General features: G+C 61.2%; 23 protein-coding genes and 2 pseudogenes. 8 read left to right on the top strand and 17 right to left on the bottom strand.

What is annotated here, in order from left to right; genetic code table 11:
• The first annotated feature begins 3 nt into the window (after nucleotides 1–3).
• The 5 genes from ACERZ8_RS18425 to ACERZ8_RS18405 all read left to right on the top strand — a co-directional run bounded on the left by ACERZ8_RS18425 (nucleotide 4) and on the right by ACERZ8_RS18405 (nucleotide 4890).
• A complete protein-coding gene (locus ACERZ8_RS18425; protein WP_407593621.1) occupies nucleotides 4–1557 on the top strand; it encodes a phospholipase D-like domain-containing protein in 1554 nt (517 codons plus the stop codon).
• Nucleotides 1558–1633: 76 nt separating this feature from the next.
• Nucleotides 1634–1834 (top strand): CsbD family protein, encoded by a 201-nt coding sequence (locus ACERZ8_RS18420; protein ID WP_407593619.1) that lies wholly within the window; start codon nucleotides 1634–1636, stop codon nucleotides 1832–1834.
• Between the two features lie 240 nt (nucleotides 1835–2074).
• The gene (locus ACERZ8_RS18415) at nucleotides 2075–3085 is read left to right on the top strand and encodes a serine hydrolase domain-containing protein (protein WP_407593617.1); all 1011 of its coding nucleotides are present in this window, start codon (nucleotides 2075–2077) and stop codon (nucleotides 3083–3085) included.
• 106 nt (nucleotides 3086–3191) lie between these two features.
• Entirely contained in the window at nucleotides 3192–3908 is a 717-nt protein-coding gene (locus tag ACERZ8_RS18410; protein WP_407593616.1) for a DUF1194 domain-containing protein, read from the top strand.
• Between the two features lie 61 nt (nucleotides 3909–3969).
• Nucleotides 3970–4890: a LysR family transcriptional regulator gene (locus ACERZ8_RS18405; RefSeq protein ID WP_407593615.1), complete on the top strand. Its 921-nt coding sequence runs from the start codon at nucleotides 3970–3972 to the stop codon at nucleotides 4888–4890.
• On the opposite strand, the gene ACERZ8_RS18400 is transcribed toward ACERZ8_RS18405, so the two are convergent.
• The 11 genes and pseudogenes from ACERZ8_RS18400 to ACERZ8_RS18350 form a co-directional block, all read right to left on the bottom strand.
• Nucleotides 4887–5927 (bottom strand): glutathione S-transferase C-terminal domain-containing protein, encoded by a 1041-nt coding sequence (locus ACERZ8_RS18400; RefSeq protein ID WP_407593613.1) that lies wholly within the window; start codon nucleotides 5925–5927, stop codon nucleotides 4887–4889. The two genes, ACERZ8_RS18405 and ACERZ8_RS18400, sit on opposite strands and share 4 nt — an antisense overlap.
• A 45-nt stretch (nucleotides 5928–5972) precedes the next feature.
• Nucleotides 5973–7304: an NAD(P)/FAD-dependent oxidoreductase gene (locus ACERZ8_RS18395; RefSeq protein ID WP_407593612.1), complete on the bottom strand. Its 1332-nt coding sequence runs from the start codon at nucleotides 7302–7304 to the stop codon at nucleotides 5973–5975.
• A gap of 1 nt (nucleotide 7305) precedes the next feature.
• Nucleotides 7306–8856 (bottom strand): trimethylamine methyltransferase family protein, encoded by a 1551-nt coding sequence (locus ACERZ8_RS18390; RefSeq protein ID WP_407593611.1) that lies wholly within the window; start codon nucleotides 8854–8856, stop codon nucleotides 7306–7308.
• Nucleotides 8853–10325: an aldehyde dehydrogenase gene (locus ACERZ8_RS18385; RefSeq protein ID WP_407593609.1), complete on the bottom strand. Its 1473-nt coding sequence runs from the start codon at nucleotides 10323–10325 to the stop codon at nucleotides 8853–8855. Before ACERZ8_RS18385 ends, ACERZ8_RS18390 begins: the two co-directional genes overlap by 4 nt.
• On the bottom strand, nucleotides 10322–11230 hold the full coding sequence (locus tag ACERZ8_RS18380; RefSeq protein WP_407593608.1) for a dihydrodipicolinate synthase family protein: 909 nt from the start codon (nucleotides 11228–11230) through the stop codon (nucleotides 10322–10324). Before ACERZ8_RS18380 ends, ACERZ8_RS18385 begins: the two co-directional genes overlap by 4 nt.
• Nucleotides 11220–11924 (bottom strand): GntR family transcriptional regulator, encoded by a 705-nt coding sequence (locus ACERZ8_RS18375; protein ID WP_407593607.1) that lies wholly within the window; start codon nucleotides 11922–11924, stop codon nucleotides 11220–11222. The genes ACERZ8_RS18380 and ACERZ8_RS18375 overlap by 11 nt, the downstream gene beginning before the upstream one ends.
• 74 nt (nucleotides 11925–11998) lie before the next feature.
• Nucleotides 11999–13476: pseudogene (locus ACERZ8_RS18370) on the bottom strand (aldehyde dehydrogenase).
• Between the two features lie 8 nt (nucleotides 13477–13484).
• Nucleotides 13485–14519, bottom strand: coding sequence for an LLM class flavin-dependent oxidoreductase (locus ACERZ8_RS18365; RefSeq protein WP_407593606.1), 1035 nt, complete (start codon nucleotides 14517–14519; stop codon nucleotides 13485–13487).
• A gap of 3 nt (nucleotides 14520–14522) precedes the next feature.
• Nucleotides 14523–15446, bottom strand: a complete 924-nt coding sequence (locus ACERZ8_RS18360; RefSeq protein ID WP_407593605.1) for a flavin reductase family protein — start codon at nucleotides 15444–15446, stop codon at nucleotides 14523–14525.
• A complete protein-coding gene (locus ACERZ8_RS18355) occupies nucleotides 15443–16222 on the bottom strand; it encodes an alpha/beta fold hydrolase (protein ID WP_407593604.1) in 780 nt (259 codons plus the stop codon). The genes ACERZ8_RS18360 and ACERZ8_RS18355 overlap by 4 nt, the downstream gene beginning before the upstream one ends.
• Nucleotides 16194–16793: an amino acid synthesis family protein gene (locus ACERZ8_RS18350; RefSeq protein WP_407593602.1), complete on the bottom strand. Its 600-nt coding sequence runs from the start codon at nucleotides 16791–16793 to the stop codon at nucleotides 16194–16196. Before ACERZ8_RS18350 ends, ACERZ8_RS18355 begins: the two co-directional genes overlap by 29 nt.
• A gap of 108 nt (nucleotides 16794–16901) precedes the next feature.
• Here ACERZ8_RS18350 and ACERZ8_RS18345 point away from each other — a divergent pair, with 108 nt between their 5' ends.
• The 3 genes from ACERZ8_RS18345 to ACERZ8_RS18335 all read left to right on the top strand — a co-directional run bounded on the left by ACERZ8_RS18345 (nucleotide 16902) and on the right by ACERZ8_RS18335 (nucleotide 19482).
• Nucleotides 16902–17762 (top strand): LysR family transcriptional regulator, encoded by an 861-nt coding sequence (locus ACERZ8_RS18345; RefSeq protein ID WP_407593601.1) that lies wholly within the window; start codon nucleotides 16902–16904, stop codon nucleotides 17760–17762.
• Between the two features lie 30 nt (nucleotides 17763–17792).
• Nucleotides 17793–17975 carry a hypothetical protein gene (locus ACERZ8_RS18340; RefSeq protein WP_407593600.1) on the top strand — a complete coding sequence of 61 codons (183 nt, stop codon included), beginning with the start codon at nucleotides 17793–17795 and terminating at the stop codon, nucleotides 17973–17975.
• A 307-nt stretch (nucleotides 17976–18282) separates the two neighbouring features.
• Nucleotides 18283–19482, top strand: a complete 1200-nt coding sequence (locus tag ACERZ8_RS18335; RefSeq protein WP_407593597.1) for a sensor histidine kinase — start codon at nucleotides 18283–18285, stop codon at nucleotides 19480–19482.
• A 137-nt stretch (nucleotides 19483–19619) separates the two neighbouring features.
• On the opposite strand, the gene ACERZ8_RS18330 is transcribed toward ACERZ8_RS18335, so the two are convergent.
• The 6 genes and pseudogenes from ACERZ8_RS18330 to ACERZ8_RS18305 form a co-directional block, all read right to left on the bottom strand.
• A complete protein-coding gene (locus ACERZ8_RS18330) occupies nucleotides 19620–20771 on the bottom strand; it encodes an alpha-hydroxy acid oxidase (RefSeq protein ID WP_407593596.1) in 1152 nt (383 codons plus the stop codon).
• Nucleotides 20759–21501, bottom strand: a pseudogene (locus ACERZ8_RS18325) (SDR family oxidoreductase). The gene ACERZ8_RS18330 and the pseudogene ACERZ8_RS18325 overlap by 13 nt, the downstream one beginning before the upstream one ends.
• A gap of 10 nt (nucleotides 21502–21511) precedes the next feature.
• Nucleotides 21512–22276 (bottom strand): SDR family oxidoreductase, encoded by a 765-nt coding sequence (locus ACERZ8_RS18320; protein ID WP_407593595.1) that lies wholly within the window; start codon nucleotides 22274–22276, stop codon nucleotides 21512–21514.
• Between the two features lie 2 nt (nucleotides 22277–22278).
• On the bottom strand, nucleotides 22279–23577 hold the full coding sequence (locus ACERZ8_RS18315) for a M24 family metallopeptidase (RefSeq protein WP_407593593.1): 1299 nt from the start codon (nucleotides 23575–23577) through the stop codon (nucleotides 22279–22281).
• A 63-nt stretch (nucleotides 23578–23640) separates the two neighbouring features.
• Nucleotides 23641–24450 (bottom strand): SDR family NAD(P)-dependent oxidoreductase, encoded by an 810-nt coding sequence (locus ACERZ8_RS18310; protein WP_407593592.1) that lies wholly within the window; start codon nucleotides 24448–24450, stop codon nucleotides 23641–23643.
• Nucleotides 24451–24468: 18 nt separating this feature from the next.
• Entirely contained in the window at nucleotides 24469–24972 is a 504-nt protein-coding gene (locus ACERZ8_RS18305; RefSeq protein WP_407594313.1) for a type 2 periplasmic-binding domain-containing protein, read from the bottom strand.
• Between the last annotated feature and the right edge of the window lie 191 nt (nucleotides 24973–25163).

Here is a 25163-nt window from a genome sequence, read left to right as displayed (position 1 = left end):
TCTATGACGCCGCGGATTTCACGCGACAATTGCCAGATTCTGATCACGGCAAGGGATGCGTTCAGCGCATTTGAAACGGCCGTTCTGGAGGCTGAGCGCGAGATCAGGGCCGGGTTTCGGCTGTTCGATTTCACGACCCGTCTGCATTCGGATGCCGCAAAGGCCATCGGCGAGACGTGGTTTGATCTGGTGTTGCACAAGATCAATGCCGGCGTCGTCTTTGACCTCACCGTCTCTGACTTCGACCCGATTGTCCGCACCGCCCTGCATGGTCAGGCGTGGCGCACGGTGCGCCTTGGGACGGCGATCGCGCAGGCCTCGAATAACCCTGACAACATGCGTGTGCGCACGCACATGCACAGCGCGCGGATCGGATCGCTTTCGAGCCTTGCCTTGTGGCCAAAATCGCGCGGTTTGCTGGAAGAGACAGCAAAAAAGGTCGACGCGATGTCCGAGGCGGAAAGGAAAGAATTCTTTCTGGAACACCCCGGATTGCAGGACATGCTGACTGACGCAGACGATGAAACAATTCAACCGCGCCTCTGGCCGCCGGAAAAACTGGTGCCTACGACACATCATCACAAACTGGCCGTGATCGACGGTACTTCGGTCTATATCGGCGGTCTTGATCTGAACGACCGACGCTATGACACGCCGGACCATGAACAGGACGGACCCCAGACCTGGCACGACATTCAACTGCTGATCAACAATTCGGAACTTGCCGAACAAGTGCTGGGGCATCTTGAGATTTTCAAGGCAGAGACTGATGCGCCAACTTCAGATTACGCGCCCGAGCGCCCGTTTCTGACAACCCGTTCCGTCGGGCAGGGGAACACCCTTGTGTCGATGGCCCCCAAAACGGTCGAATCCGGCCTGCGCGACGCCCATCTCGAATATATCGGGCAGGCGCGTGACATGATCTATCTTGAAACGCAGTTTATCCGCGATGTCGGCATAACGGACGCGCTGGTCACAGCAGCACAGGACCAACCCGATCTGTCCCTTGTCCTGATCCTGCCCGGCGCGCCTGAAGACGTCGCATTTGAAGACGCAGACAGTCTGGATGCGCGGTTTGGCGAATACATGCAGGCGGAATGTGTGGACAGGCTGATCGATGCTTTTGGCGCGCGCCTGTTTATCGGCTCACCCGTCAAACCCGAACCTGCGACAGGCGAGGGGCGTGCCTTTTTGCACGGCGCGCCGCTGATCTATGTGCATGCCAAGGTGTCCATCTTTGATAACCGCGCGGCCATCGTGTCCTCGGCCAATCTGAACGGGCGCAGCCTCAGCTGGGATACGGAAGCCGGCGTTGAACTGACAGACCCGGATCTGGTCAGACAGTTGAAACGGGAATGCGTGGCCCATTGGCTGAAAGGCGGCGATCCCGATCCGTTCTTGTCAGGCCCGGACGCTATTCAGGCCTGGATCGCCCTTGGCGCATCAAATGCCCAACGCGCGCCACAGGACCGCAATGGGTTTCTGGTGCCCTACGAGGTCGCGCCGGGGCGCGCCTTCGGCCAAAACCTGCCGGGTATCCCAAGGGAAATGGTCTGAGCCTGAGAAAACAAGGGAACTCTGCAGCCCCTTGCCGCGTTGCTTTAGCATGACCAACGTCGCAAAGGAGAGAAAGATGAACTGGGACCAAATCGAAGGTAAATGGCATCAACTCAAAGGTTCAGCACAGCAGAAGTGGGGCAAGCTGACGGACGACGATCTGGATCGCGCCGAAGGCAACCGCGAAAAGCTGGTCGGTGTCATTCAAGAGAAATATGGCAAGACCAAAGAAGAAGCCCGCGAAGAAGTGGATTCTTGGATGAAGTCAGCAGCCTGACTTGATGATTTTTGGCCCCGCCGCCCTGACGCACATTTGTGTATCCGGGCGGCGGGGCTTTTTTGTTGGCGGTATTGGCCGGCGCATTGGATTTTCAAACGTATTTGTAACCTTCGTCCTACTCGATTTCCGGGCAGCACGCATGACGTTCTCCCCTCTATCCCGACCGCTCACGATATGATGACTGGCGCATATGCTCTTGTCGGTTATGTCCAAGGCGAAGGTTGTCGGAGACTGACCATGCCTCTTTTCACGCGCCGCCACTTTGCCGTAACCGCCGGTGCTTTCCTCGCGACACCAGGCGTGGCGCAACAGCGGTCATGGGACAGTGTCGTTGATCGCGCAGGCTCTATGGAACAATGCCATGCGCTGATCGTGCATCAAAACGGCGCCCCTGTAGTGTCTGAACGGTTCCGAGGGCCAGCACTGGGTCAACTCGCCCCGATCAAGTCGGTGTCCAAAACCATTGTCGCCGCGCTGACCGGGGCCGCGCTGGATCGCGGCGAAATCCCGTCACCGAACTCCACGATTGGGCAGCTTGCGCCAAACCTGATCCCGCGCGGCGCTGATGCGCGGGTGGCGGCGATCACCGTGGAAAACCTTGTCACCATGCAGGCGGGACTGGAACGGACATCCGGCGCGAATTACGGCGGCTGGGTCAGCAGCGCGAATTGGGTGGCCAATGCGCTGTCGCGCCCGTTTGTGGCCGAACCGGGTGCCCGTATGCTTTATTCCACGGGATCATTTCATGTGCTGGGCGCCGTTCTGGCCGAGGTGTCGGGGCAAAGCCTGCTGAGCCTTGCGCGTGAACGTCTTGGCCGCCCCCTTGGCATCGAGGTGCCCGCGTGGACGCGTGATCCGCAAGGCAGGTATCTGGGCGGCAATGAAATGGCGCTGAGCGTGCCTGCGATGGTACGTTTTGGTGAAATGTATCGGCAGGGCGGGACGTGGAACGGGCAACAGGTGCTCAGCCACGACTGGGTCGGCGCGTCGCTGCAGCCTGTCACACGTTCGCCGTTTTCTGGCCTCGCCTACGGGTACGGTTGGTTTCTGGGGCGCTCTGCGGGTGCGCGCTATGCCCTTGCCCGTGGCTATGGTGGGCAGATCATCTGCATCGTGCCCGATCTTGGGCTGACCATCGCGATCACTTCCGATCCGACGCGACCGGCACGCAGTGGTGGTTACTTTGGCGACCTGATCGGCCTTGTGGAAAACGACATTCTGCCTGTGGCACGGCAGAACAAGTCCTGATCTATGTGCCTGCCCATTCATCGCTGCGCCGGGCGCGGCTGATTCAAGCTACGCCAGTGACCTGAAAATCTTGCGCCGCGTGCGCAAGCGGCTCACACTCATGCCCATGCTTGTCCGACTTCTGCTTTGCCTTGCCCTCGCTGCGCCAGCCATCGCCCAAAGCCCGCGCGAGGCCGGTTTGGAACTGGTCTTGTTGGCCGATGCATCGGGGTCGATTGATGCAGAGGAACTGGCCTTTCAGCGCCAGGGCTATGCGCTGGCGATGACGGACCCGGCGGTGGTGGCGGCCATTGAGAATTCGATTTATGGCACTGTTGCCGTGACTTACGTGGAATGGGCCAGCAACACGGCTGTGGTTGTGCCATGGATGATCATCGACGGCATGGCCACGGCAGAGGCGTTCGCGACAGCCCTGACCGGGCCACCGCGACAGGCCTATGGCAGCAACGCGATTGGCGCAGCGCTGCTGGATGCCAAACGCCTGATCGAACAGAATGACATCTACGCCCCGCGCGCGGTGATCGACTTTTCCGGCGACAGCATTCGAAACTCCTCCGGACCCTCCATCGCCGAGGCGCGGGCCGAAGTGCTGGCCGCGCGTATCACCATCAACGCACTGCCGATCCTGCGCCCGGAAGATGGCAGGCGGGCAGGGGCCAATCTGGAACAGGAATATGCCGAACGGATCATCGGTGGGCCCGGTGCTTTCATGGTGACGGCAGAAGGGCGCGCCAGCTTTGCCGAAACCGTGCGGCGCAAGCTGGTGCTGGAGATTTCGGGGATCACGCCCGACGCCTACAAAACAGCGCTGTCGAAACCCTGATTCTATTGCGCCTGCATCAATAGTCTTGCGCCCACTGTTGTCCTCGGTGCAATGATGGATCATGCAGGACATCAAATCGATCCGCGTGTTTCTAAAGGTGGCCGAGCTGAGCAGCTTTGCCGAAGCAGCGCGCACGCTAAACCTCACACCAGCTTCCGTGACCCGCATCGTGGCGCGGCTGGAACAGGATCTGGGCCAGCAACTGTTTGTGCGCACCACGCGGCAGGTGGCGTTGACCAGTGCAGGGGCGCTGGCGGCCGCGCGATTTGGACCCGTGGTGCAGGAGTTTGACCGGGTTGCCGAGGACGTGGCGCGTGCAGTCCGTCCCGATCACGGTCGCCTCAGGATCAACGCACCCATGTCGCTGGGTCTGCGCCTGCTGCCCGATCTGATCAGCGGGTTTCGCCTCGCCTATCCCAATATCGCGATCGACATCTCGCTCACCGACGCCTTTATCGACATCGTTGACTCCCCGTTTGACATCGCCATCCGCATTTCCGGCCCACCGACCGACAAGTCGACGATCTGGCGCAAGATCTGCAAAGTGCCGCGTTCGCTGGTGGCAAGCCCGAACCTGTTTGCCCGGACTGGCAGGCCCGCCCATCCCGATGACCTCGATCCGTTGCATTGCTTGTCCTACGGCTCTGACGGCACCGCGGAAAATTGGGTGCTGCAAGGGGGTGGCGGGCAGAAACGCAGTGTGAAGGCAGGATCGCAGGTGATCTCGAACAACGGTGATTTCCTCTATTCTCTGGTCAAAGCCGGGGACGGCATTGCCCTGTTGCCCGATTTCATCTTTCGCGATGGCTTGGCCAAAGGCGAGGTCGAAGAAGTCCTGCCAGACTGGACGCCGCAGCCCATCTGGCTGACCCTGTTCTATCCGCCATACGAGACGCTGCCGCCGCTTGTCGCCACGTTTTCGGACTATTTCGAGGCGTATATGCGCGAGGTCGAGGAACTGGATTTCGACGGTCTGGCCTAGGTGCCAGCGGCGAGGTTGGGATGATCATAGGCGTCGGGGTATGGCATCGGTTTGAGCGGACCAATCGGCACAACACCGTTCCAGGATCGACCAAAATACCCCTGACGGCAGTGCAGCAATGACCCGCTGTCCGCGACACCGGGAAGGGCATGAACCCGGCACAGCCAGCGCCACAGATGGGGGTAGTCAACGATGCGCGCGCCGTTCAGTTTCATCCTGATGTAATAGATCGGATCATGGCGATAAAGCGTTGGAAATAGGCGTAAATCGACTTCGGTGAAGGTGGCGCCAGTCAGGTAAGGCCGCCCATCGCCCAGCCGGGTTTCAAGCTGGTCCAGCATGTCGAAATACGCAGCAAACGCCTGCGCGTAGACGTCTTGTTGCGATGAAAAACCGGCTTTGTAGGACCCGTTGTTGATCGCGGTATAGATGGCACTGTTGAGCGCATCGATTTCAGCACGCAGGTCGGCATTGTCCGGACCGGCCGGGTAAAGGTCGGGCAGCTCTGCGCCCTTTAGTGTGCTGCCAAGCGCGCGGGCTTGCTGGCCCAGCATCCGCACAATCTCCGCGCTTTCGTTTGACACGATCCTTTGGGTCTTTTTGTCGAACAGAACCGGGACCGACCGTTCGTTCGATCCCTCCGCTTCGTATAGATCACGGACAAGGCGCACCCCATGCGGTGTCGCCGTCTCGTGGGTGCATTCGGGCAGCGGCGCGCCGGTTGCGCTTGCGATCTTGTCGGGCGCAAACTGCCACAGGTTCTCGCCTTGTGGGTCGTCCGCATCCGTCCGGTTGGGAAAGGCGACGTCGATCGTAATGCTGTTTTGCAGCCCCAACACGTTGCGCGCCAGCGTGACCCGGTGACACCACGGGCAATTCAGGGCGACATGCAGGTGATAACGATGCGGCTCAGCCGGAAATTCTTCGCTTTGCCCGATGACGTGGCGAAAACCGCTGACACCGCGCACGAACTCGCCCTGCGCACGGCGCTGCTGGAGGTCGCTTTGATCTTCTTCCTTTGAGGGGTCGATGGGCATAGGGGCCGCCTGTGATTGGTTCCACTGCCCCTGTGGTAGGCCGGATCACAATTCCTTCCCAGCCCGCATTTCCGCCCAGCGGATGTGCATATTGGCACCGATCCCGGCAATCGGGGCGGGGGGCAGGCGCGTGGGCGGATCGGCGGCCAGCGCCCGGTCGAGCGCGGGCGAGGCGATGCCCATCGACAGATCCGCGGCAAGACCGCCGGCGAACGTGCCTTTGGCCGTGCCCAACCCGTTCTGGCAACAAGCCGAATAAAGCCCTTCGTCCAGCTCTGCGATGACCTGCACGCTATTGCGGCTGAGGCACAGCCGCCCGCCCCAGCGATATTCCATGCTCACCCCTTCAAGCTGTGGAAAGCGGCGCGCAAAGGCGCGGTCGTGATCGCGTCCTATGCGGGCAATGCGGGCGGCGTTTACTTCCATCTTAGGGGCAAAGGTAAAGCGGTTGCGTATCACGATCCGATCCCCGCCCGTTCCCGAAATCCGGCGCACCGTCGTGCCCATCGGGTCCGCAGGGGTCACGCCCCACACCGGGTTGCCCCCAAGGCGCGCGACCTCATCAGCACCAAGTGGGCGCGTCATTGAGGCATAGGTAAACACGTGCATCAGCCGACCCTGCATGTGCCCAAAGCTGCCCAGATGCCCGTTCACCGCGAGGATCACGCGGGGCGCAGTGATTTGTCCCTTGGGCGTGCGTGCCACCCAGTCGCCGCGCCGTTCAAGCGCGATGACGGGGCTGTTTTCATGGATTGTGATCCTGTTGGAGCGCAATCCGCGCGCCACGCCCCGCACGAACATCGCAGGCTGGATCATTGCCGTTCCGGGGGTGAACAGGCCGCTTTCATAGTAATCGATGCCGGTCAGATCGCGCATCTGCGCGCTGTCGAGCATCTCGTGCGCCTCGCCCATCGCTGCAAGATGGCGGGCGAAGTCCCGGTTGTGGGCTGCGCCCTTGGCACTTGCGGCGGCGTTGATCTTGCCGGACATCGCGAAGGCCTCCGCGCTCAGGTCATATTCCTGCGCCATTTCAGCGGCATGCGCGATCCCTGCGCGATTGTCCTGCGTTTGGGCAAGATCGCTGTCGAGTGCGCCGCCATAATCATGCGAGGTCAGATCGTGGGGCAGGTCGATCATGAAGCCCGAATTGCGCCCCGCAGGTCCGTCGCCCACGCGCACCGCATCCAGAACCACGATGCGCGCGCCGCTGACGTGTTTTGCCAAACGGTGTGCGGCGGCCAGACCTGCAAACCCGGCACCGATCACCAGCCAATCGGCGGTGATGTTGCCTTCAAGCCGCGAGGGTGGATCAGGGTCAGGCAAAAGCCGGTTCCAACCCGCCGGGCCTGGGTCGCGGGGCAGGCGGGTGACGCGCATGTCAGTACTCCTGATTGAGCGCGTCGGCGGCCGGAATTTCGCGTTCCCGCCGCGCGATATAGTCAAGCAGTTCCTCGTTCACGCCCGCATCCAGTTTGGGTTCTTCGTACTCGTTCAGCATGTCGCGCGCCCGGATCAGCGCGCGTTCGGTGATCTCCACAGCGCCTTCGGCCTGCCATTGCTCGATTGAATTATTGTCAAACATTTCAGGCATGAAGAACGCCTTTTGAAAGTGCTCAAGCGTGTGTGGGTGACCTAGGTAGTGCCCGCCGGGGCCGACATCCGGAATGGCGGACAGGGCGGCGTCAAAGTCGTCCCAGTTGATGCCTTGGGCCATGCGGTAGCCCATGGCGCACATCTCGGCATCAACGATGAACTTGGCCATGGAACAATGCATGCCCGCCTCGTTCCAGCCTGCCGAATGCCACATGTAATTTGCCCCGGCCATCAGCACGGCATTGAGGGTCATCGCCGATTCATATCCCGCCTGCGCATCGAAGGTCTTGGCCCCGCCCAGCGTGTTCGAGGTCCGCCAAGGCACGCCATAAAACCGGGCCATCTGGCCGATCATGAAGTTCATCAGGCTGATCTCGGGCGTGCCCGCCATGGGCGCGCCGGATTTCATCGACACGGTGGTGAGGTAATGGCCGTAAATGGCGGGGCAGCCCTTGCGGATCACTTGCGTATAGGCCAGCGCGCTCAGCGCCTCGGCATTGAGTTGCGCGACAGTGGCCGCCGTGGAAGCAGGCGTATTCGCCCCGCCCAGCACGAAAGGAGAGCAGAGCACCGGCTGGTTGCGCCGGCAGAACGCGCGCATCGCGCCCAGCATCGTCTCATCCCAGACCAGTGGTGAGTTCCCATTGCAATTGCCGGTGACGACCGCGTGCGTCTCCATGAACTCGGCACCGAACAGAATCGCGGCCATGTCCAGCACGTCTTCGGCATTCTTCGGGCTGGTTGTCATGCCCATGAACGTCTTGTCGGAGTGTTTGATGGACGAATAGGTGATGCGCAAATGCCGCTGGCTGATCGGGTGATCGTAGGGTTCCACGATGTGATGCGCGCTGGAATGCATCGCGGGCAGCATGTGGCTGAGCTTGTGGAAATTGGCCAGATCGTCGAGTGTGGGATTGCGCCGCACATCGTCCAGATCACGCAGATAGGGCGCGCCGGTCATGGGCACAAAAATGGCGTGATCGTCGCCAAAAGGCAGGTTATTGGCCGGGTTGCGCGCATGATAGGTGAAGGTTTCGGGGATGGTTGCGATCAGTTCGCGCACGAGGGCGCGGTCCAGGTAAACCGTCTCACCGACAACCTTGGCACCCGCATTTGCCCAGTCGGCCAAGGCAATGGGGTCGCGAAAAACCACGCCCACGGTTTCAAGGATATCCATCGAGGCCGCATCGATCTTTTCCACCTGCTCGGGACTCATGGGTTCGGTCAAAGGCAGTTTGCGTTTCAGCGCAGGCAGCATGGTGATGTCGCGCGTCTGTCGCGTCGCCTTGCGCGCCCCACGCCCGCGCCGCACTGTCCCGACGGCGTCCACGCTCATGTCAAGTTGTCTCCGTCCGCGGGGTCGGTCAGGTCGACCCAGATGGTCTTGACTTCGGTGTATTGATCATGGGCGTGGAGGCCGTTGTCGCGCCCGCCAAATCCCGATTGCTTGTAGCCGCCAAAGGGTGTGGCGATGTTGCCCTCACCATAGCAGTTGACGGTAACGGTGCCTGCGCGGATGTCGCGTGCGGCGCGGATGGCGCTGCGGCCGTTTGCGGAAAAGATGGAGGCCGCAAGGCCGTATGCGGTGTCATTGGCGACCTCGACGGCTTCGTCGTTGCTGGCCACCTCGATCACGCACAGGACAGGGCCGAAGATTTCGTCGCGCGCCTTTGGGTCGTCTGCCGCAACTTCGAAAATGGTTGGTGCGACGTAGGGTCCATCGCCCGCATCCTCGAGATATCCGCGCACCTTGGCGCAGTGGTTCGCATCGATCAATGCGCCGATATGATTGGCGGGGTCCAGCGGATCGCCCGTTTTCCAGTCGCGCAGGCGCGCCGTGATTTTGTCCATCAGCACCGGTTTCACCGATCTGTGCACGATCAGGCGTGACGCGGCAGAGCAGTTTTGGCCCGCATTCCAGAAGGCTGCATTCACCACATGTTCGGCCACGTGATCGAGGTTTTCGGCATCGTCAAAGACCACGGCAGGGTTCTTGCCGCCACATTCCAGCACGACTTTCTTGAGGTTGCTTTCAGCGGCATAATGCAGAAACCGTCGCCCCGTTTCGGTGGAGCCGGTAAAGCTGACCATGTCGACATCCATGTGCCGCCCCAACGGTTCGCCTACCGATGGCCCGTCCCCCGGCAAGACTTGTAACACGCCGCGCGGCACGCCCGCCTCTTGCGCGAGTTCGGCAACGCGCAAGGCAGTCAGGCTGGTCTGTTCGGCGGGTTTCACAATCACCGAACAGCCCGCTGCAAGGGCCGGGCCAATCTTCCATGCGAACATCATCAAAGGGAAGTTCCACGGCAAAACCGCAGCGACCACGCCCACCGGTTCGCGCAGGATGATCGCTATGGCACCGTCGCCTGTCGGGGCAGTCTGGTCATAGATTTTGTCCACTGCCTCGGCGTGCCACTTGATGCAGTGAATGGTTTCGGGAAGGTCGATCAACTCGCAATCGCGGATCGGTTTGCCGGATTCAACGCTTTCCATCACCGCCAGTTCGCGGGCGTTGCGTGTCATCAGCTTGCACAGGCGGATCAACACTTCTTTGCGCGCCTCGGGGTCCAGTTTCGACCAGCGTCCCTGATCGAATGCCTCGCGCGCCTTGTTCACGGCCAGATCGACGTCAGCGGCGCTCGCGGTCGAAATCTGCGCAATCTCTTCGCCTGTGGCCGGGTTGGTTGTGGCCATCATGGGGCCGTGGCCACGCTGGTATTTGCCGTCAATGAACGGACTGCGCGGCGGGTCCAGCGCGGCGGCCAAAGCCACATATTCGCCATGTGTCAGAAGGTCGGTCATGGGTGGTCCCCCGTGATATGCGCGATGGCGGTGTTCATGGTGCGGATCACCTCAGCCAGGGCGCGTTTGTCGTCTTTGTTGAGCGGTTGCAGGGGTTTGCGCGGCGGACCTGCATCAATTCCGCGCAGGGTCAGTCCGTATTTGATGCATTGCACAAACTTGCCCCCCTGTTCGAGGACCCGCATCAGGGGCAGCATGGCGGACATGATGGCGCGCCCCTTGGTAAAGTCGCCCTCGACCGCGCAGGCCTGATAGAGCGCCATGTGGGCCTCGGGTGCGAAGTTCGAGCCCGCGCAGACCCAGCTGCGCGCGCCCCATGCAAAGAATTCGAGCGCCTGATCGTCCATGCCGCAGCTCAACGCGATATGCGGATAGTCCCGCGCCAGCATGTGCAGGCGGTTGATATCGCCCGAACTTTCCTTGATGGCGCAGAAGTTGGGGGAGCGGCCGAGCCGGTCCAGCGTTTCTTCATCCATATTGACCGACATCCGGCCCGGATAGTTGTACAGCATCACGGGCAGGTTTGCGACGCGGTCTATTGCGAGGGCATGTAGCGCAATTTCGCGTCCCGTCGGGTAGGCGTAAGGCGGCGTGGCCACCAGCAGGGCATCTGCGCCCGCGTCCTTGGCCGCTTTGGCGAACATCACGGAATCTTCGGTGCGGATCGCGCCGGTGCCGACGATCATGGGCACGCGGCCTGCGATCAGGTCCTTGGCCCGCTTCATCAGGTCGAACCGTTCTTCGGCCGTTTGGGCATAGTATTCGCCCGTGGACCCGGCCACGACGATCCCGTTCACACCTGCCGCGATCAGTAATTCGACTGTTTCGGCCAGTGCTGCTTCGTTCAGAGTGAAATCCGCGTGGTAGGGGGTGACAAGCGGTGTGTAGATGCCTTCAAACTGCATTTTGGCGGTCCTTGCGGGGAATGACATCGACTGGCAGCGGGTTGGGGCGCACGAAACGCTCCATCCGGTCGCGGCTGAGGTCCCAGTGCTGGATGGTGAGGTCGATGGCCAGTGCCCCTTCGCCGCCTTCGATCGCGGCGATCATGGCGTCATGCTGTTCCGCGGCCTTGAGCACCAGCATTGTTTCGGAGGGCGAGGCGGGGCGGTAAAACGTCTGGCTGAGCCGCGTGTGATCGATCAGCAGCCGGTCCAGCGAGGCGACGAGATAGGCGTTGTGTGCCATGTGCCCGATGGTGGCGTGAAAGCGGTGGTTGGCGAGTGCGGCTTCGTCCGGTTTGCCGGATCGCGTGGCCGCGGTGAAATCCTGCTGTGCCGCCCTGAGTGTGTCCAGCTGTGCACCTGTCCGGTTCTCGCAGGCCAGCCGCGCAATATTGGCATAGACCATTGGGGCCGTCTGGAAAAAAATGCGCAATACGGCGATGTCCATCGATGCCACCTTGGCCCCGCGGTTTTGCGACATCACAACGTATCCCTCGCCCTGCAGGCGTTGCAGCACCTCGCGCAGCGGGGTGCGGGACATGCCGTAATGCTGGGCAAGGCCCACCTCGTCGAGGTCATGCCCCGGTTGCAGATCGGTCGACAGGATACGCCTGCGCAGATCGGCAAGGCAATCGTCTTTTGAGAATCGTGTCACTGGCGCCCTCATAAATTGCATACATAAAGTATACAAAGTGACGAGGGTGCAAGAAAATAGCGCTGTAGCCGCGCTCAGCGCATGACGAACGGGTTCGCCATCGGGCTGTCAGAGGTGTTGATCCAGGTGGTTTTGGTGCGGGTATAGTCATGGACGGCGTCCAGCCCCGCCTCGCGCCCATAGCCCGATTGATTGTACCCCCCGAAGGGCGCGATGGGCGAAATGGCACGGTAGGTGTTGACCCAGCAAATCCCCGCCTTCAGCCGCGCCGACACCCTGTGTGCGCGGGCCAGATTCTGCGTAAACACGCCTGATCCGAGGCCAAAGGGCGTGTCATTGGCCAATGCAATAGCCTCCTCTTCCGTATCGAACGGCAGAAGGGACATGATGGGGCCAAACATCTCGACCTTCAGGGTTTCGGTCTGCGGGTCTGCGCATTCAACGAGGGTGGGGGCCATGTAATTGCCGGGCCGGTCCACGCGCGCACCCCCATGTGGAGGGTTGCGCCTTGCTCTTGCGCCTTTGCAAGCGTGTCTTCGATCCGTGCGATCTGTGTTGGTGTGCACAGGGGGCCGACATGGGTGCCCGCATCCAGCGGGTCACCGACGACGATCCCACCCGCCTTTTCTTGGATACGGCTGATCAGATCATCCATGATCGGGCGATGCACCAACCCGCGTGATCCGGCCACACAGCTTTGTCCCGAAGCCCCGAAATTCCCCGCGATCAAGCCATTGGCCGCGCCGTCCAGATCGGCATCGTCAAAGACAAGGATGGGGGATTTGCCGCCCAGTTCCAGCGAAGTGACAGCAAAGTTCTCGGCCGAATTGCGCACCACGTGCCGCGCCGTGTCGGGCCCACCGGTGAAGGCGATGCGGTCGACATCCGCATGCCGTGTCAACGGGATGGCGCAGTTTTCCGCATCCCCGGTGATCACCGACACCGCGCCGGGTGGAAATCCCGCCGCTTCGATCAGACGCGCAAACTCCAGCATTGGGGCCGGGGCAATTTCAGAGGCTTTGAGGACGACGGCGCAGCCTGCTGCCAGCGCAGGGCCGAGCTTGGTCGCGGTCAGGAACATCTGCGCATTCCACGGCACAATCGCGACCACCACACCGATGGGTTCGCGCCGGGTGAACACATGCATATTCGGTTTGTCGATGGGCAGCACAGCGCCTTCGATCTTGTCCGCCAGCCCTGCGTAATAGCGGAAATAATCCGCCACATAGGCCGTCTGGGCGGAGGTTTCGGCCAACAGCTTGCCGCTGTCCGTTGTCTCAAGTTCACCCAGCTTTTGCGCGTGCTCTTCGATCAGGTCCGCCAGACGAAACAGCAGTTTGCCCCGCGCCGTCTGTGTCATGTCGCGCCATACGGGATCATTCAGTGCCCGGCGGGCAGCGGCGATGGCGCGGTCGACATCCGTCGGGGCAGCACAGGCGAATGTGGCCCAATCCGCACCCGTGGCCGGGTTCTGGGTGGTCATGATCTGCCCGTCAGACCCGTCGCACCACGCGCCGTCGATGAAGAGTTGGTAATGGGGGAGTGTGGTCATCTTGATCCTCAGGCAAATGCAGGCATGACGTCGTCGATAAAGCGGGCAAGGGACGCGCGTTTGCGTTCAAAGTCCATGCCGGAGTCGATCCAGAACGAGTATTCGTCATAGCCAAGGTCTTCGTATCGCTTGATCTGGTCAATGACCTCTTGCGCCGTGCCAATGGTCAGGTCGCGGTGCATATTTTCGGGCGACATCATCTTGTTGGCAGCCAGTTCGTCCTCGCTGAGGCTTTCGATCAGCCCTTGGGATACGGGCCGCTTGTTCTGAAACCACGCGCCGAAATAGCAGTAAAAACGCGACAATTGGTGTGCGGCGAGGGTCACGTCATCGCCGTCCGATCCGACATAGGTGTGGTGCAGCAGCATAATCTTGGGGCGCGGGCCTGCATAGGCCGCACAGGCGTCGTTGAACTTGCCCATCAGGCTTTCGATTTCTTCCATGCCCTGCCACAGCGGGGTGACTTGAATGTTGAACCCGTTCTCGACCCCAAAGGCGTGGCTGTTGGGATCACGTGCGGCGATCCAGATTGGCGGGCCTTCTTCCTGTACCGGTTTGGGGGCCGTGGTGGTGACCGGAAAGGCATAAAATTCGCCCTCATGCGCGCAATCCCCGGCCCAAAGCTGGCGCAGCAATGGCGTGGTTTCGCGCATCCGCAACCCTGCCTCCCACGCGTCCATATTAGGCATCAGCCGTTCGTATTCGTAACTGTAGGCGCCGCGTGCGATGCCGAGTTCGATCCGCCCGTCCGTGATCAGATCGGCCGCTGCCGCCTCCCCTGCCAATTTGATCGGATGCCAGAAAGGAGCAACGATGGTGCCCGTGCCGAGGCGCACGTTTTTGGTGTGGTGTGCCAAATCCACAAGGCTCAGGAACGGGTTGGGGGTGATGGTGAATTCCATCCCGTGATGTTCGCCCGTCCAAACCGCCCGCATACCGCCCTCATCCGCCATCTTGGCCAGATCAATCAGCTCGCGCCGCAGGTCCTTGTGGTCCTGACCGGGGGTGAGCCGTTCCATATGGGCAAAGAGAGAGAATTCCATGGGCTATCTCCTGTCTGTCGGGGCATGCACGCCGCCGTGTTCCGTGTCGCCAAAATAGAGGCCAAAATGGCGGCTGCGCGCGTCATCGGCAAAGCGCAGCATCATGGTTCTGAGGGCCGGGCTGGCAAAGGTCTGTGCCGACAACTCGCCGATGGGAACCGCCACAACATCCGCATTGGGTCGCGCTTGCGTGCCCGTGGCCAAAAAGTAGCTGTGATGCTTGCGCCCCTTGGCGTCATCAAAGACGGAATAGGCTTGGCCAAGACTGGCCTGCACCCCCATCGCGTTCAACGTGTCGCGCAGGTGGGTCAGCAGCGCGCCACGGTCCTGATGTGCGCAATGCAGTGGCGCTAGACCCGTCGCGGTGCGCTGCAGCAGCACGGCGTCGCCGTCCTGAACGATGGCCCCCGCAATGGTCAGCCCGTCAACATGATCCAAGGCCGCCCGTTCTGTGCTGAGGCTGAAGAACCGCCCCGAGACATAGCCAAGACCCGGTGCCTCATGGTGCGTGAACGCCTCGACCCGGCCAAGGAGCATGCTGTGATCGCCCGCTTCGACGCAGCTGTGCGATGTGCAGGAAAACTGCGCAACTGCGTCCCTGATCAGGGGGACTCCGTGCAGATCGTCGCTGCATATCACCTGGGCAAAACGGTCAGCTTTTGAACCGGCAAAGACGGTCGCAATGTCTTCTTGCCCTTCGGCCAGCACGCTGACGGCGAAATGAGTGCAGGTGGTAAAGGTCTGATAGCTCGACAGGAATTGTCCCGGGCAGACCAGCAAAAGCGGTGGATCAAGCGAGACGGAGGTAAAGGAATTGGCGGTAAAGCCAACCGGCGTCCCGTCGTTGCGCCGTGCCGTGACGATTGTGACGCCCGTCATGTAGGCACCGAAGGCGTGGCGCAGGGCGCGGGGGTCGAGCGCGCTCATGTCGTGCACGCCTTTGCAAAGGCGGCGAGATGTGTGTTGACCGCGTGTGGATGCGTCATCGGCATCATGTGCGCCGCACCTTCGATGATGATTGCAGTGCCATCGGGCGTGTGCGCAGCCATGGATCGGGACATTTCGGGGGTCGAATTCGGCTCCTCTGCTCCGGTCATGAACAGGGCCGGGCAGGACAAGGTGCGCAGGCTTGCCTCTGCCGGACCGTCCTCTTGCGCGAACACAGTATAGGCGGCCTTGTAACCCGCCTGATCCACGCCCAGCAGCCAATCCTTGCAGGCCATGCGTTCCGGTGACGGCTCAGCCCCGAACCAGCGATCAAGAGGTGGTTCCGGGTCTGCCACGGTGACGCCGTCAAGACTGCGCGCGCGCGCCAGAACGGCGCGGCGGGCCTCGGCATTGCGCCGGAAAATAGCGTTGAGGGCGACAACCCCTGTAACATGCTGTGGGTGCCTGATCGCCAGATCCAGCGCGATCATGGCACCAAAGGAGTGGCCGATCACGACACTTGGCCCGCTCAGACATTCGGCCACTGCTTCAGTGTAGGCGGGCAGATCGGGCGTGGTGCCTAAGGGCGCGCTGAACCCGTGCCCCGGCACATCCACCGCAATCACGCGATGGTCTTTTGCAAGGGCGTCGATCTGCGCACCCCAGGCTTCGGCCCGCAGACCGACGCCGTGGATCATCAGGATCGTCGGCCCGTCGCCCGCCGTGATCGCGGCGAGGGGGCCGAGATCAGACCGCCGCCGGGTTGTCCAGGTCATGGCCCAGATCCTTGAGGTCCTGATAACGATCCCCGATGCGGTGATGCGGACGCCCGCCTGTGGCAGCCCCCAGAACCACGACGATCTCGTCATCGCGCGGCGCGTCCGGAATGGAAAACTGGATGGTCAGGTAATGCGAGCGGCGACCCGCATCGTTCTTGTCCATCAGCGGCACCATGATCGGCGCATTTGCCCCGCCGCGCGTGTTTGTGAAGGCAAGATAGGATTTCGCGCCTACCGCCTCGCGGTAGTGATTGCCAAACCGCAGCGTATGGATCAGGCCCGAGGCGTGCTCAATCTCTCCGTTCAAGCCGACGACGGCGGCCTTGCCGTAGGCCTCGATGGCAGCACCCGATCCGGCCAACGCGATCACTCGAGCGGTCATCATCTCGCCCAGCACTGGCCCGTAGGCCTGTATTTCCGGTTTCAGATCATCAACATAGCGCCCGGCCCACGGGTTGCGCACGACCGCGGCCAGCGCGAACATCCGCCATGGGCGATCCGCGGGGCGAAACCCTTCGATCAGCACCTCTTCGTCATAGGTGACCAGTTTTCGGATTTCGGGCTGCATGGCTGTCCTCTTGCACGGCGTCGCCAGACTATCCCTGCGGTGGATGCGGTTTGACAAACGAACTATTCTGAGGCCAAGATATTAGCCTGACTAATGGCTGCGTTGTGCATGGCAAAATCCCTTCCTCCCCTGACCTGGTTCCGCGCCTTCGAGGCGGCGGCGCGGCGCCTGAGCTTCACAGCGGCTGCGCAGGAAATCGGCATGACGCAATCGGCCGTCAGTCAGCATGTGAAAGCGCTGGAAATGCGGCTTGGGGTGACGCTGTTTTTGCGCCGGGCGCGGGGGTTGTCCCTTACGGATGAGGGGCGCAAGCTGTTACCGCAGGTGGGCACCGCGCTTGAAACTCTGGCGCAGGCCACGCGGGATTTCGAAGCGGGGCCGGTGGACAATCTGTTGACCATCGCCAGTTCGGTCAGCGTCGCCCAATGGGTAATTGCCCCGCATCTTGCCGCCCTTAAACATCGTGTGCCGGACGTGCGCGTGCGTTTTGTCGGCACCATCTGGCCGGATGATTTCCACACCCTGCGCGCGGATGTCGAAATTCCGTTTGGATCGCAAAAGCAGGTGGGGCGCGACGGGATCATGTTACAGCCAAGTGCCTTGATCGCGCTCAAGTCGCCGACGTTACAAGGGCCGCTTGAAGAATTGCCGCTGATCGAAGCGGTGGGCACATCAGATGGGTGGAGCAAGTGGCGCGCAGAGATTGGCCAAGTTCTGCAACCTGATGTTTACGTCGATTCCTACGGTGCGGCCCTGCACATGGCGGTGCATGGAAACGGTGTGGCCCTTGTCAGTGCCCTGCTTGCACAAAATGCAGTGCAGTCAGGTCAACTTGTTATGGCCCACGATGCGCGGCTGCCAAGCACCGAAGGCTACTTTCTGCGCACAAATACCCAAGTCCCCGAGGCTGTGGCCTTTGGCGAGTGGTTGCTGGAACATTTGGACATGGTTGCAACTGGCCATGGCTGACGCGCATTTGCAAAGGCGACCTCGCCCTTGTTGACCACGCGACAATGCTTTGCCCACGCGCTGGGCATACTTATTGGGGCGGATGCGATCCGCGCATATGACGTCGACGAAGCGTTGAAGGCGATGATGGGCGATGCGTTTTCCGCCGCCTTCGAAAAAGAAAGAACAGGAATGGAATTCCTGCGTTTCGCATTTTTCTATTTGGGCGCGTGAAAACACGCTTGATATCTGAACGCGCATCATCGCGCTGTTGCCGGAAAGAACCGCATTTAACATTTCCGGAGTTTGGGTATCTGGAAAACCCGCACGCGCGCCCCTAAAAGTAAGGCGTCGTGGTTTTTGTTCTGTCTTTTTAAAGGCCCAAATTCAACCCTTGCGTATTTTCGCTGGAGACCACATGCGGCTTTCTGATTTGCTTCGGACGGATATCAACCACGAATTCAAACAGTTTCAAATCGGTGACATCGTAAATCGTACGGAGCTTTGGGCCCGTCAGGTTATGGTGTGCTGCTGCTCTATCGTGCTGTGGTTTGCGACCGGACATTCTGTCATGCTGGTCTGGGGCGCTGGATATGTGGTCTTCAACACGGCCTATGTCGAATTCCTGCGCCGCCGCGCAGGCCCGGTCAGGCCCTTACATCTGGCTCTGGCGGCGGCGGCCAGCACCTTTGTGGTGGCCTGGTACGGCACCATGGTGGTCTATATCGCCACGATGGGGGACGGGGAATGGCTGTTGCTTGCCTGCTGCGGCGCCATTGGGCTCGCGCTGCATTGCCTGTCGCGCAACCACGAATTCAGCTATTCGGCCATGATCGATCTGGGCGCGACTCTGGTGACCAGTCTTGGTGTGCTGGTCGCGGCGTTCATGCAGATCGAAGCCATGTGGACGGGCTTTGCCACGCTGCTGGGCGGCGTTTGTGTTGTCGCCTATTTTTGCCTCAGTTTCCGCGACATCATCATCGAACGGCAAAAGCTGAACCGGCGCCTGCTGTCGGAAACCCAGGACGAAAAGATGCGTGCCCTTGGCCAGTTCACCAGTGGTGTTGCGCATGATTTCAATAACTTGCTGACCGTTGTGAATGGAAACATTGAACTGGCCAAACTCGACCCGCAAGGGATCGAAACGCATGAGTATCTCGAAGAGGCCCATGCCGCGGGCATGAAGGGTGCAGTGCTGATCCAGCAATTGCTGGCCTTTGCCCGCAAGTCACAGATCACCGTCAGTGACATCAGCCTGAAGGATATGTTCAGGCGCCTGTCGGGTCTGCTGGACAGGGTTCTGCCCGCGCATATCGCGCTGAGTGTCGATGTGCGGGATGACGATGTTTGCGTACGAGCGGATTCGGCCATGATCGAAAGTGCGGTGATCAATCTGGTGATCAACGCCCGTGATGCATTGGGCGAACAACCGGGCAAGATTGTCATATCGATCGAACCGTTTGGCAGAAACGAAGTTGAAATCGCGGTGCGCGATACCGGCCCCGGGATGGATGACGACACGCTGGCGCGTGCGGTCGAGCCGTTCTTTACCACCAAGGCGGTGGGGGACGGGTCAGGATTGGGCCTGTCGATGGTCACTGGCGTTGCAGAGCAATGTGGCGGACGCCTTGAGCTTGAGAACCAACCGGGCGGGGGCCTAAGCGCCCGCATGTTCCTGCCCATGGCGGTTTGTGAGGCAAGCGCACAGGCATCATTTGAGGGCGCAGGCCATCCGGCCTGACCGTGGGGAGTTGCGAACAGACAGCGCTTACAGCGATGCCTGAGCGTCGCCAATCTGTTGTCTCCGTGGAGGGATAATTCCCCGAAACAGCACGTGCTGACTCGTCAGCCAGTTGGTGGTCTTGCGACCCGTTCTGCCTAGAGTGGGGACGTAAGTGCCGACGGCCCGACATCGTCGTAGGCCGCGACCCCCAATTGCCCCAATGCGCGCACCAGTTCGAGGTGCAGGATCTCCATTGCCCGATGCGCGCCGGGGGCACCGCCCGCCCCAACTCCGTACGCCAAAGCGCGTCCCGAAAGGGCAAAATCCGCCTCAAGCGCCTTGGCCCGCAGGATATCCGCGCCGCGCCGGATGCCACTGTCGAGAATGATCTTGATCCTGCCGCCGACGGCTTTGGCGATGGGGGGCAGGGCTTCGATGGTGGGCGGGCCAAAGGCCACCTGACGCCCGCCATGGTTTGAAACGACAATGCCGTCACATCCAAGTTCAGCGCATTTCACCGCATCCGCTGCGTGCAGGATGCCCTTGACCAACAGTGGCCCTTTCCACCGGTCCCGCAGCCGTTTCAGATCGTCCCATGTAAATCCGGGCGTGATCAGGGTTTTCTGCACGTCTGCGTATGACGTGGCACTTTGCAAAAGGTCGGCATAGTTTGCGATGTTGGGTTTACCGTGGCGCAGCGTTTCCAGTGACCAGCGTGGGTTGGCGATCAGCCCGGCCAGCACTTGCGGCGTGATCCGAAACGGAACGGCAAGCTGGTTGCGGATATCGCGATCCCGTTTCCCGGCGGCGGGTACGTCTGCCGTGACCAGCATGACCTTGTAATCCGCCGCCTCGGCCCGCGCGATCAGCCCTTCGGTGACGTTTGAGTCGCTGGACACATAAAGCTGGAACCACCCGTTCCCCTCTGCCGCCTCGGCAAGCTGTTCGAGCGTGGTCGAAGCCGCGGAACTCGCGATATATGGCATGTTCCGTTGCGCACAGAGACGCGCCAGCGTCAGATCAGCCCCCGGCCAAAAGGCGTTGAGCATCCCGATAGGCGCCATGCCAAAGGGCACGTCAAACCGCTGCCCGAACAGCGTTACACGCGTGTCGATATCGGACACGTCCACCATATAGCGCGGGGTCAGCTCGACTTCTTCAAAAGCTGCGCTGTTGCGGCGCATATTACGCTCGGACTCGGCCCCACCATCGACCAGATCAAAGGCAAACCGCGGAATCCGGCGCTTGGCGATGCTGCGCAGATCGTCGATGCAGGCGGCCCGGTCCAACCCCATCAGATTGACCACCCGCCATCGATGGCAAAGGCCTGCCCGGTGGTGAACGCCGACAAATCGCCCGCAAGATAGCAGACCATTTCCGCGATTTCCGCGGGTGTGCCGAACCGGCCCATCGGCTGACGCGCGGTGAAGGCTGCGTGGGCGGCGTCGAAGTCGCCCGTGGCCGCAAGCCGGTCCTTGAGCGAAGGGCTTTCCACCGTTCCGGGGCAGATCGCGTTGCAGCGGATCCCGTATTGCACGTAATCGGCGGCGATGGCCTTGGTCATCCCGATGATCGCGGCCTTGGACGCGCCGTAGGCAAAGCGGCGCGGCGCACCTTTTTCGCTGGAAACGATCGAGGCGATGTTGATGATTGATCCCGCCCCAAGTTCCAGCATGCCCGGCAACACGGCCTTGGTGATCTGATACATCGCCTTGGCGTTCAGGTTGAAGGAACGGTCCCAATCCGCCTCATCGCAGTCAAGGATGGTGCCGTCATGCACCCAGCCTGCGCAGTTCACTAGGATATGGGCGGGGGCGATGCCCCGACCAACGCGTCAATGGCCGCAACATCAAGGACATCAAGCGCGTGCCCCGTGATGTTGTCTGAGCCTTGCGCAACACGGGCGACGGCGGCGCCGTCAATGTCGGTTGCGATCACGCGCGCGCCACGCAATGCCAGCGCCTCGGCACTGGCCCGCCCGATCCCGTTGCCTGCCGCTGTGACGATGGCGGTCTTGCCGGTGAGTGAATGTTGCATATGTCCTCTCTCAGCGGGCCAGCCAGCCACCATCGACGGTGACGGTGCTGCCGTTGCAGTAATTCGCGGCGTTCGAGGCCAGAAAGACGGCGGCCCCTGCGATTTCGGCAGGTTCGGCAAAGCGGCCCGCTGGAATGCGCTCCAGCAACGCCTTGGAGCGGTCCGGATCGTCCCGCAAGGCTTGCGTGTTGTCGGTGGCGGTGTAGCCGGGGGCGATGCTGTTGACGTTGACGCCATGGCCTGCCCATTCATTGCACAAGGCGCGGGTCAGACCGACCACGGCGTGTTTGCTGGCGGCATATGCGGGCACCATCAGCCCGCCTTGGGATGCCAGAACCGATGATACGATGATGATCTTGCCAGAGCCTTGGGCGATCATGCGTTTGCCCGCCGCCTGGCTTAGCAACCAGACGGAGTCCAAGTTGACCGATAGCACGCGCTGCCAGTCCGCGAGTGGCATATCGGCAGATGGTGCGCGGTGAATGATCCCAGCATTGTTCACAAGGATGTCGAGTCCCCCAAGCGCATCTGCGGCGAAGTCGATAACTTCCGCCGCCGCCGCTTCGTCTATGTCGGTAAAGTCCGCCTTTACAGCCGCCCCGGTCCGCCCCAGCGCTTCGATCTCGGCCAAAGTCTCCTCGGGCTGGTGGCTGCGGTAGGTCAGCGCCACATCGGCCCCGGCAGCGGCAAGGCCAAGGGCGATGCCCTTGCCAATGCCCGTAGCCCCACCGGTGACCAAAGCCTTGCGGCCGCTCAGATCAAACAAGTGCGCCATGATCAGTACCGGTTTGCGATGGGCAGTTCCTCGGCCGGGAACAGCGAAATGACCTCGCAGCCGGTTTCGGTCACGACCACTTCTTCTTCGATCCGCGCGGCGGAGTATCCATCCGTCGCCGGACAGTAGGTTTCCAGCGCGAACACCATGCCGGTCTTGATCTCCATCGGGTGATCCAGACTGATGGCGCGGCTGATGATGGGCCGTTCGTGCAGTGCGAGACCGAGACCATGGCCAAATTGCAGACCGAATGCGGCGTCTTCGTTCGGGAAGCCTAGGCTTTCCGCCGTGGGCCAGACCTCGGCCACCTTGTCCGTGCTGACGCCCGGTTTGATCATCGCGATCGAGGCGTCAATCCATTCGCGCGCCTTGACGTAGGCGTCGTTCTGCGACGGCGTTGCGCGCCCCACATTGAACGTGCGGTAATAGCAGGTGCGATAGCCCTGATAGCTTTGCAGGATGTCGAAAAATGCCTGATCGCCGGGGCGGATTAGTCGGTCGGTAAAATTGTGCGGGTGTGGATTGCAGCGTTCGCCCGAGATGGCGTTGATCGCCTCGACGTCGTCGCTGCCCATTTCGTAGAGCATCTTGTTGGACAGGGCGACGATGTCGTTCTCGCGCACGCCCGGTTTCAGCTCTTCGTAGATCATGTGGTAGACGCCATCGACCATCGCGGCGGCCTGGGTTAAAAGCTGGATTTCATCCCAGTTCTTGATCTCGCGTGCGGCCAGCATGATTTGCTGGCCATCCACGACATTGATCCCTTCCTCGCGCAAGGCATGAAACATCGCGGTTTCGGCGTAATCCACCCCGACAGGCATGTCCGCCATTCCTGCATCGCGGATCAGACCTGCGATCTGCTTGGCGTATTTCTGCATCAAACCGAATTCGGGCGGGATGGTGCCGCGCATTCCAACGACGCCCGCCAGACAGTGATCCGGCTCCAACCAGTCCGAGTGGCGCTTGTGGTGCATCGCGGCCGATCCGAAATCCCAGACATAGGGGGAATCGTCGCCGGTCAGCAGACAGAACCGGCACATCTTGTCGCGTTCCCATTCGCCGATCTTGGTGGCGGACACGTAGCGGATGTTGTTCACGTCAAACAGCAGCAGCGTTCCGGCGTTTGAGTTCTGCAAGGCCTGCCGCGTGCGGGCCAGACGGTAGCGGCGCAACCGGTCGTGATCGATCCGGCGTTCGAAATCGACGGATGTATGGCCCCATGCGGGCAGGCGTTCGCGCCATTCCCAGTTGGGTTCAAGGTCTTGCGGGGTCAGCATGTTCGGCATCAATGCGCGTGACATAGGTATCTCCTTCGGGCCGCGTCAGCGCCCCGTTGACAGGGTGAAAGGAAAGAGTTCAGTGCGTTACTGGATGCACCAACCGCCATCGACGTGGATCATCTGACCGGTCATGTAGTCGCTGTCATCACTGGCAAGGAACGACGCGGTCCCGACGATGTCCTTGGGATAGGACACGCGCTTGATCTGAAGTGCATCGCGCACGATATCCTCGTATGCCTGTCCCTCTTTCTCCTTGAATCCGATGTCGACAAGGTCCTTGTCCAGCTGTTCCCAAAGCGGGGTGACAACGACGCCCGGGGCATAACCGTTGACCGTGATCCCATGTTCGGCAAGGCCAAGCGCGCCGCAATGGGTCAGGGCCAGAACGCCGTATTTCGAGGTGCAGTAGACAGTCACGTCCAACAGCGGCTTGCGCGACGCGATAGACCCGACGTTGATGATCTTGTAGGGATGTCCCTCCATCGGACCTTGCGCAATCATCTGGCGGGCGGTTTCCTGCATGCCCAGCCACATGGCCTTTGTGTTGACGTTCATGATCATGTCCCAGTTGTCTTCATCGATATCCATGAAGAAGCGGGGTTTGTTGAGGCCTGCATTGAATAGCCCGATGTTGATGGATCCGAAAGCATCGACCGTCGTGGCGACCGCAGCAGCGTTGTCGGCACGTTTCGTGACGTCCATCTGCACAGCGACAGCCTTGCCGTTTCCGGCGGCGTTGATGGTCTCGGCCACCTCTGATGCGGCGTCGCCATCCAGATCGCCGATGCACACGTTCGCACCTTGGGCGGCAAAGCTGGCAGCGTTGGCCTCGCCCATGCCGCGGGCGGCACCGGTGATCAGAATATTCTTACCTTTGAGGCGGTTGGGGTCCATGGGTGTCTCCTCCTGTTGTCACGTAGTGTTTTGTTTTTCGATGACGGCGTCGGCCCGTCCTTGCGCGCGCTGCAACGCGTCACGCGGTGAAATCAGGCCGCGCAGCATGTCGTGAAACTCCTCGCCGCAGATCTGGATGATGGCGCTGATCTCGGGCACGGGCGGGCGTGGCCAGAATTGCAGCTCGTCGCGCCACGACATCGCGTCGACGGCTTCGAATATGGGCGACAGCCTGCGCACATCCGGGTCCGACCCGACCGAATAGCGCGGGTTGGTGCGGCTGCCGTTCTGCACATACAGCTTTTGTGCCTCGGGCGAGGTGAACACGCGCAGCGCCTCAAGCGCGCCCGCGCGCCGGTCTTCGGGCAAGTTGGCGGGGATGCCCAGCAGGTAGCCGCCCACAGGCGCGATTGGCCCCGCGCCCGGTCCGGCAGGGTGGGGCAGATATCCGGTCTGCCCACAGGCGGGCGATGTTTCGTCCAACTCGAAATACGGGGCCAGCAGGGTGTATCCATAAGCCATCGCGATCCGGCCCGCCGCGTAGGGGCGGACGCGTTCGTACCATGACATCGACAGGATGTCGGGGGTGAGTATTCCAGCAACTCCAGCAGAAATTCGGCGGCATGCAGACCGGCATCCGTGTCGATGGTCGCACGGTAGCGCCGGTCGGCCAGATGCCGCGTTTCAAACCCGCCTGCGATGGGGGGCAGATC

It is taken from the genome of Tateyamaria armeniaca (assembly GCF_045797845.1).
GTDB lineage: Bacteria > Pseudomonadota > Alphaproteobacteria > Rhodobacterales > Rhodobacteraceae > Tateyamaria > Tateyamaria armeniaca.
The sequence above is the reverse complement of the archived record's forward strand: the minus strand, read 5'-3'. Positions and strand labels throughout refer to the sequence as shown.

Coding starts and splice junctions, on each gene's coding strand:
- ACERZ8_RS18425 (WP_407593621.1), top strand. CDS start 4: ATGACGCCGCGGATTTCACGCGACAATTGCCAGATTCTGATCACGGCA.
- ACERZ8_RS18420 (WP_407593619.1), top strand. CDS start 1,634: ATGAACTGGGACCAAATCGAAGGTAAATGGCATCAACTCAAAGGTTCA.
- ACERZ8_RS18415 (WP_407593617.1), top strand. CDS start 2,075: ATGCCTCTTTTCACGCGCCGCCACTTTGCCGTAACCGCCGGTGCTTTC.
- ACERZ8_RS18410 (WP_407593616.1), top strand. CDS start 3,192: ATGCTTGTCCGACTTCTGCTTTGCCTTGCCCTCGCTGCGCCAGCCATC.
- ACERZ8_RS18405 (WP_407593615.1), top strand. CDS start 3,970: ATGCAGGACATCAAATCGATCCGCGTGTTTCTAAAGGTGGCCGAGCTG.
- ACERZ8_RS18400 (WP_407593613.1), bottom strand. CDS start 5,927: ATGCCCATCGACCCCTCAAAGGAAGAAGATCAAAGCGACCTCCAGCAG.
- ACERZ8_RS18395 (WP_407593612.1), bottom strand. CDS start 7,304: ATGCGCGTCACCCGCCTGCCCCGCGACCCAGGCCCGGCGGGTTGGAAC.
- ACERZ8_RS18390 (WP_407593611.1), bottom strand. CDS start 8,856: ATGAGCGTGGACGCCGTCGGGACAGTGCGGCGCGGGCGTGGGGCGCGC.
- ACERZ8_RS18385 (WP_407593609.1), bottom strand. CDS start 10,325: ATGACCGACCTTCTGACACATGGCGAATATGTGGCTTTGGCCGCCGCG.
- ACERZ8_RS18380 (WP_407593608.1), bottom strand. CDS start 11,230: ATGCAGTTTGAAGGCATCTACACACCGCTTGTCACCCCCTACCACGCG.
- ACERZ8_RS18365 (WP_407593606.1), bottom strand. CDS start 14,519: ATGGAATTCTCTCTCTTTGCCCATATGGAACGGCTCACCCCCGGTCAG.
- ACERZ8_RS18360 (WP_407593605.1), bottom strand. CDS start 15,446: ATGAGCGCGCTCGACCCCCGCGCCCTGCGCCACGCCTTCGGTGCCTAC.
- ACERZ8_RS18355 (WP_407593604.1), bottom strand. CDS start 16,222: ATGACCTGGACAACCCGGCGGCGGTCTGATCTCGGCCCCCTCGCCGCG.
- ACERZ8_RS18350 (WP_407593602.1), bottom strand. CDS start 16,793: ATGCAGCCCGAAATCCGAAAACTGGTCACCTATGACGAAGAGGTGCTG.
- ACERZ8_RS18345 (WP_407593601.1), top strand. CDS start 16,902: ATGGCAAAATCCCTTCCTCCCCTGACCTGGTTCCGCGCCTTCGAGGCG.
- ACERZ8_RS18320 (WP_407593595.1), bottom strand. CDS start 22,276: ATGGCGCACTTGTTTGATCTGAGCGGCCGCAAGGCTTTGGTCACCGGT.
- ACERZ8_RS18315 (WP_407593593.1), bottom strand. CDS start 23,577: ATGTCACGCGCATTGATGCCGAACATGCTGACCCCGCAAGACCTTGAA.
- ACERZ8_RS18310 (WP_407593592.1), bottom strand. CDS start 24,450: ATGGACCCCAACCGCCTCAAAGGTAAGAATATTCTGATCACCGGTGCC.
- ACERZ8_RS18305 (WP_407594313.1), bottom strand. CDS start 24,972: ATGGCTTATGGATACACCCTGCTGGCCCCGTATTTCGAGTTGGACGAA.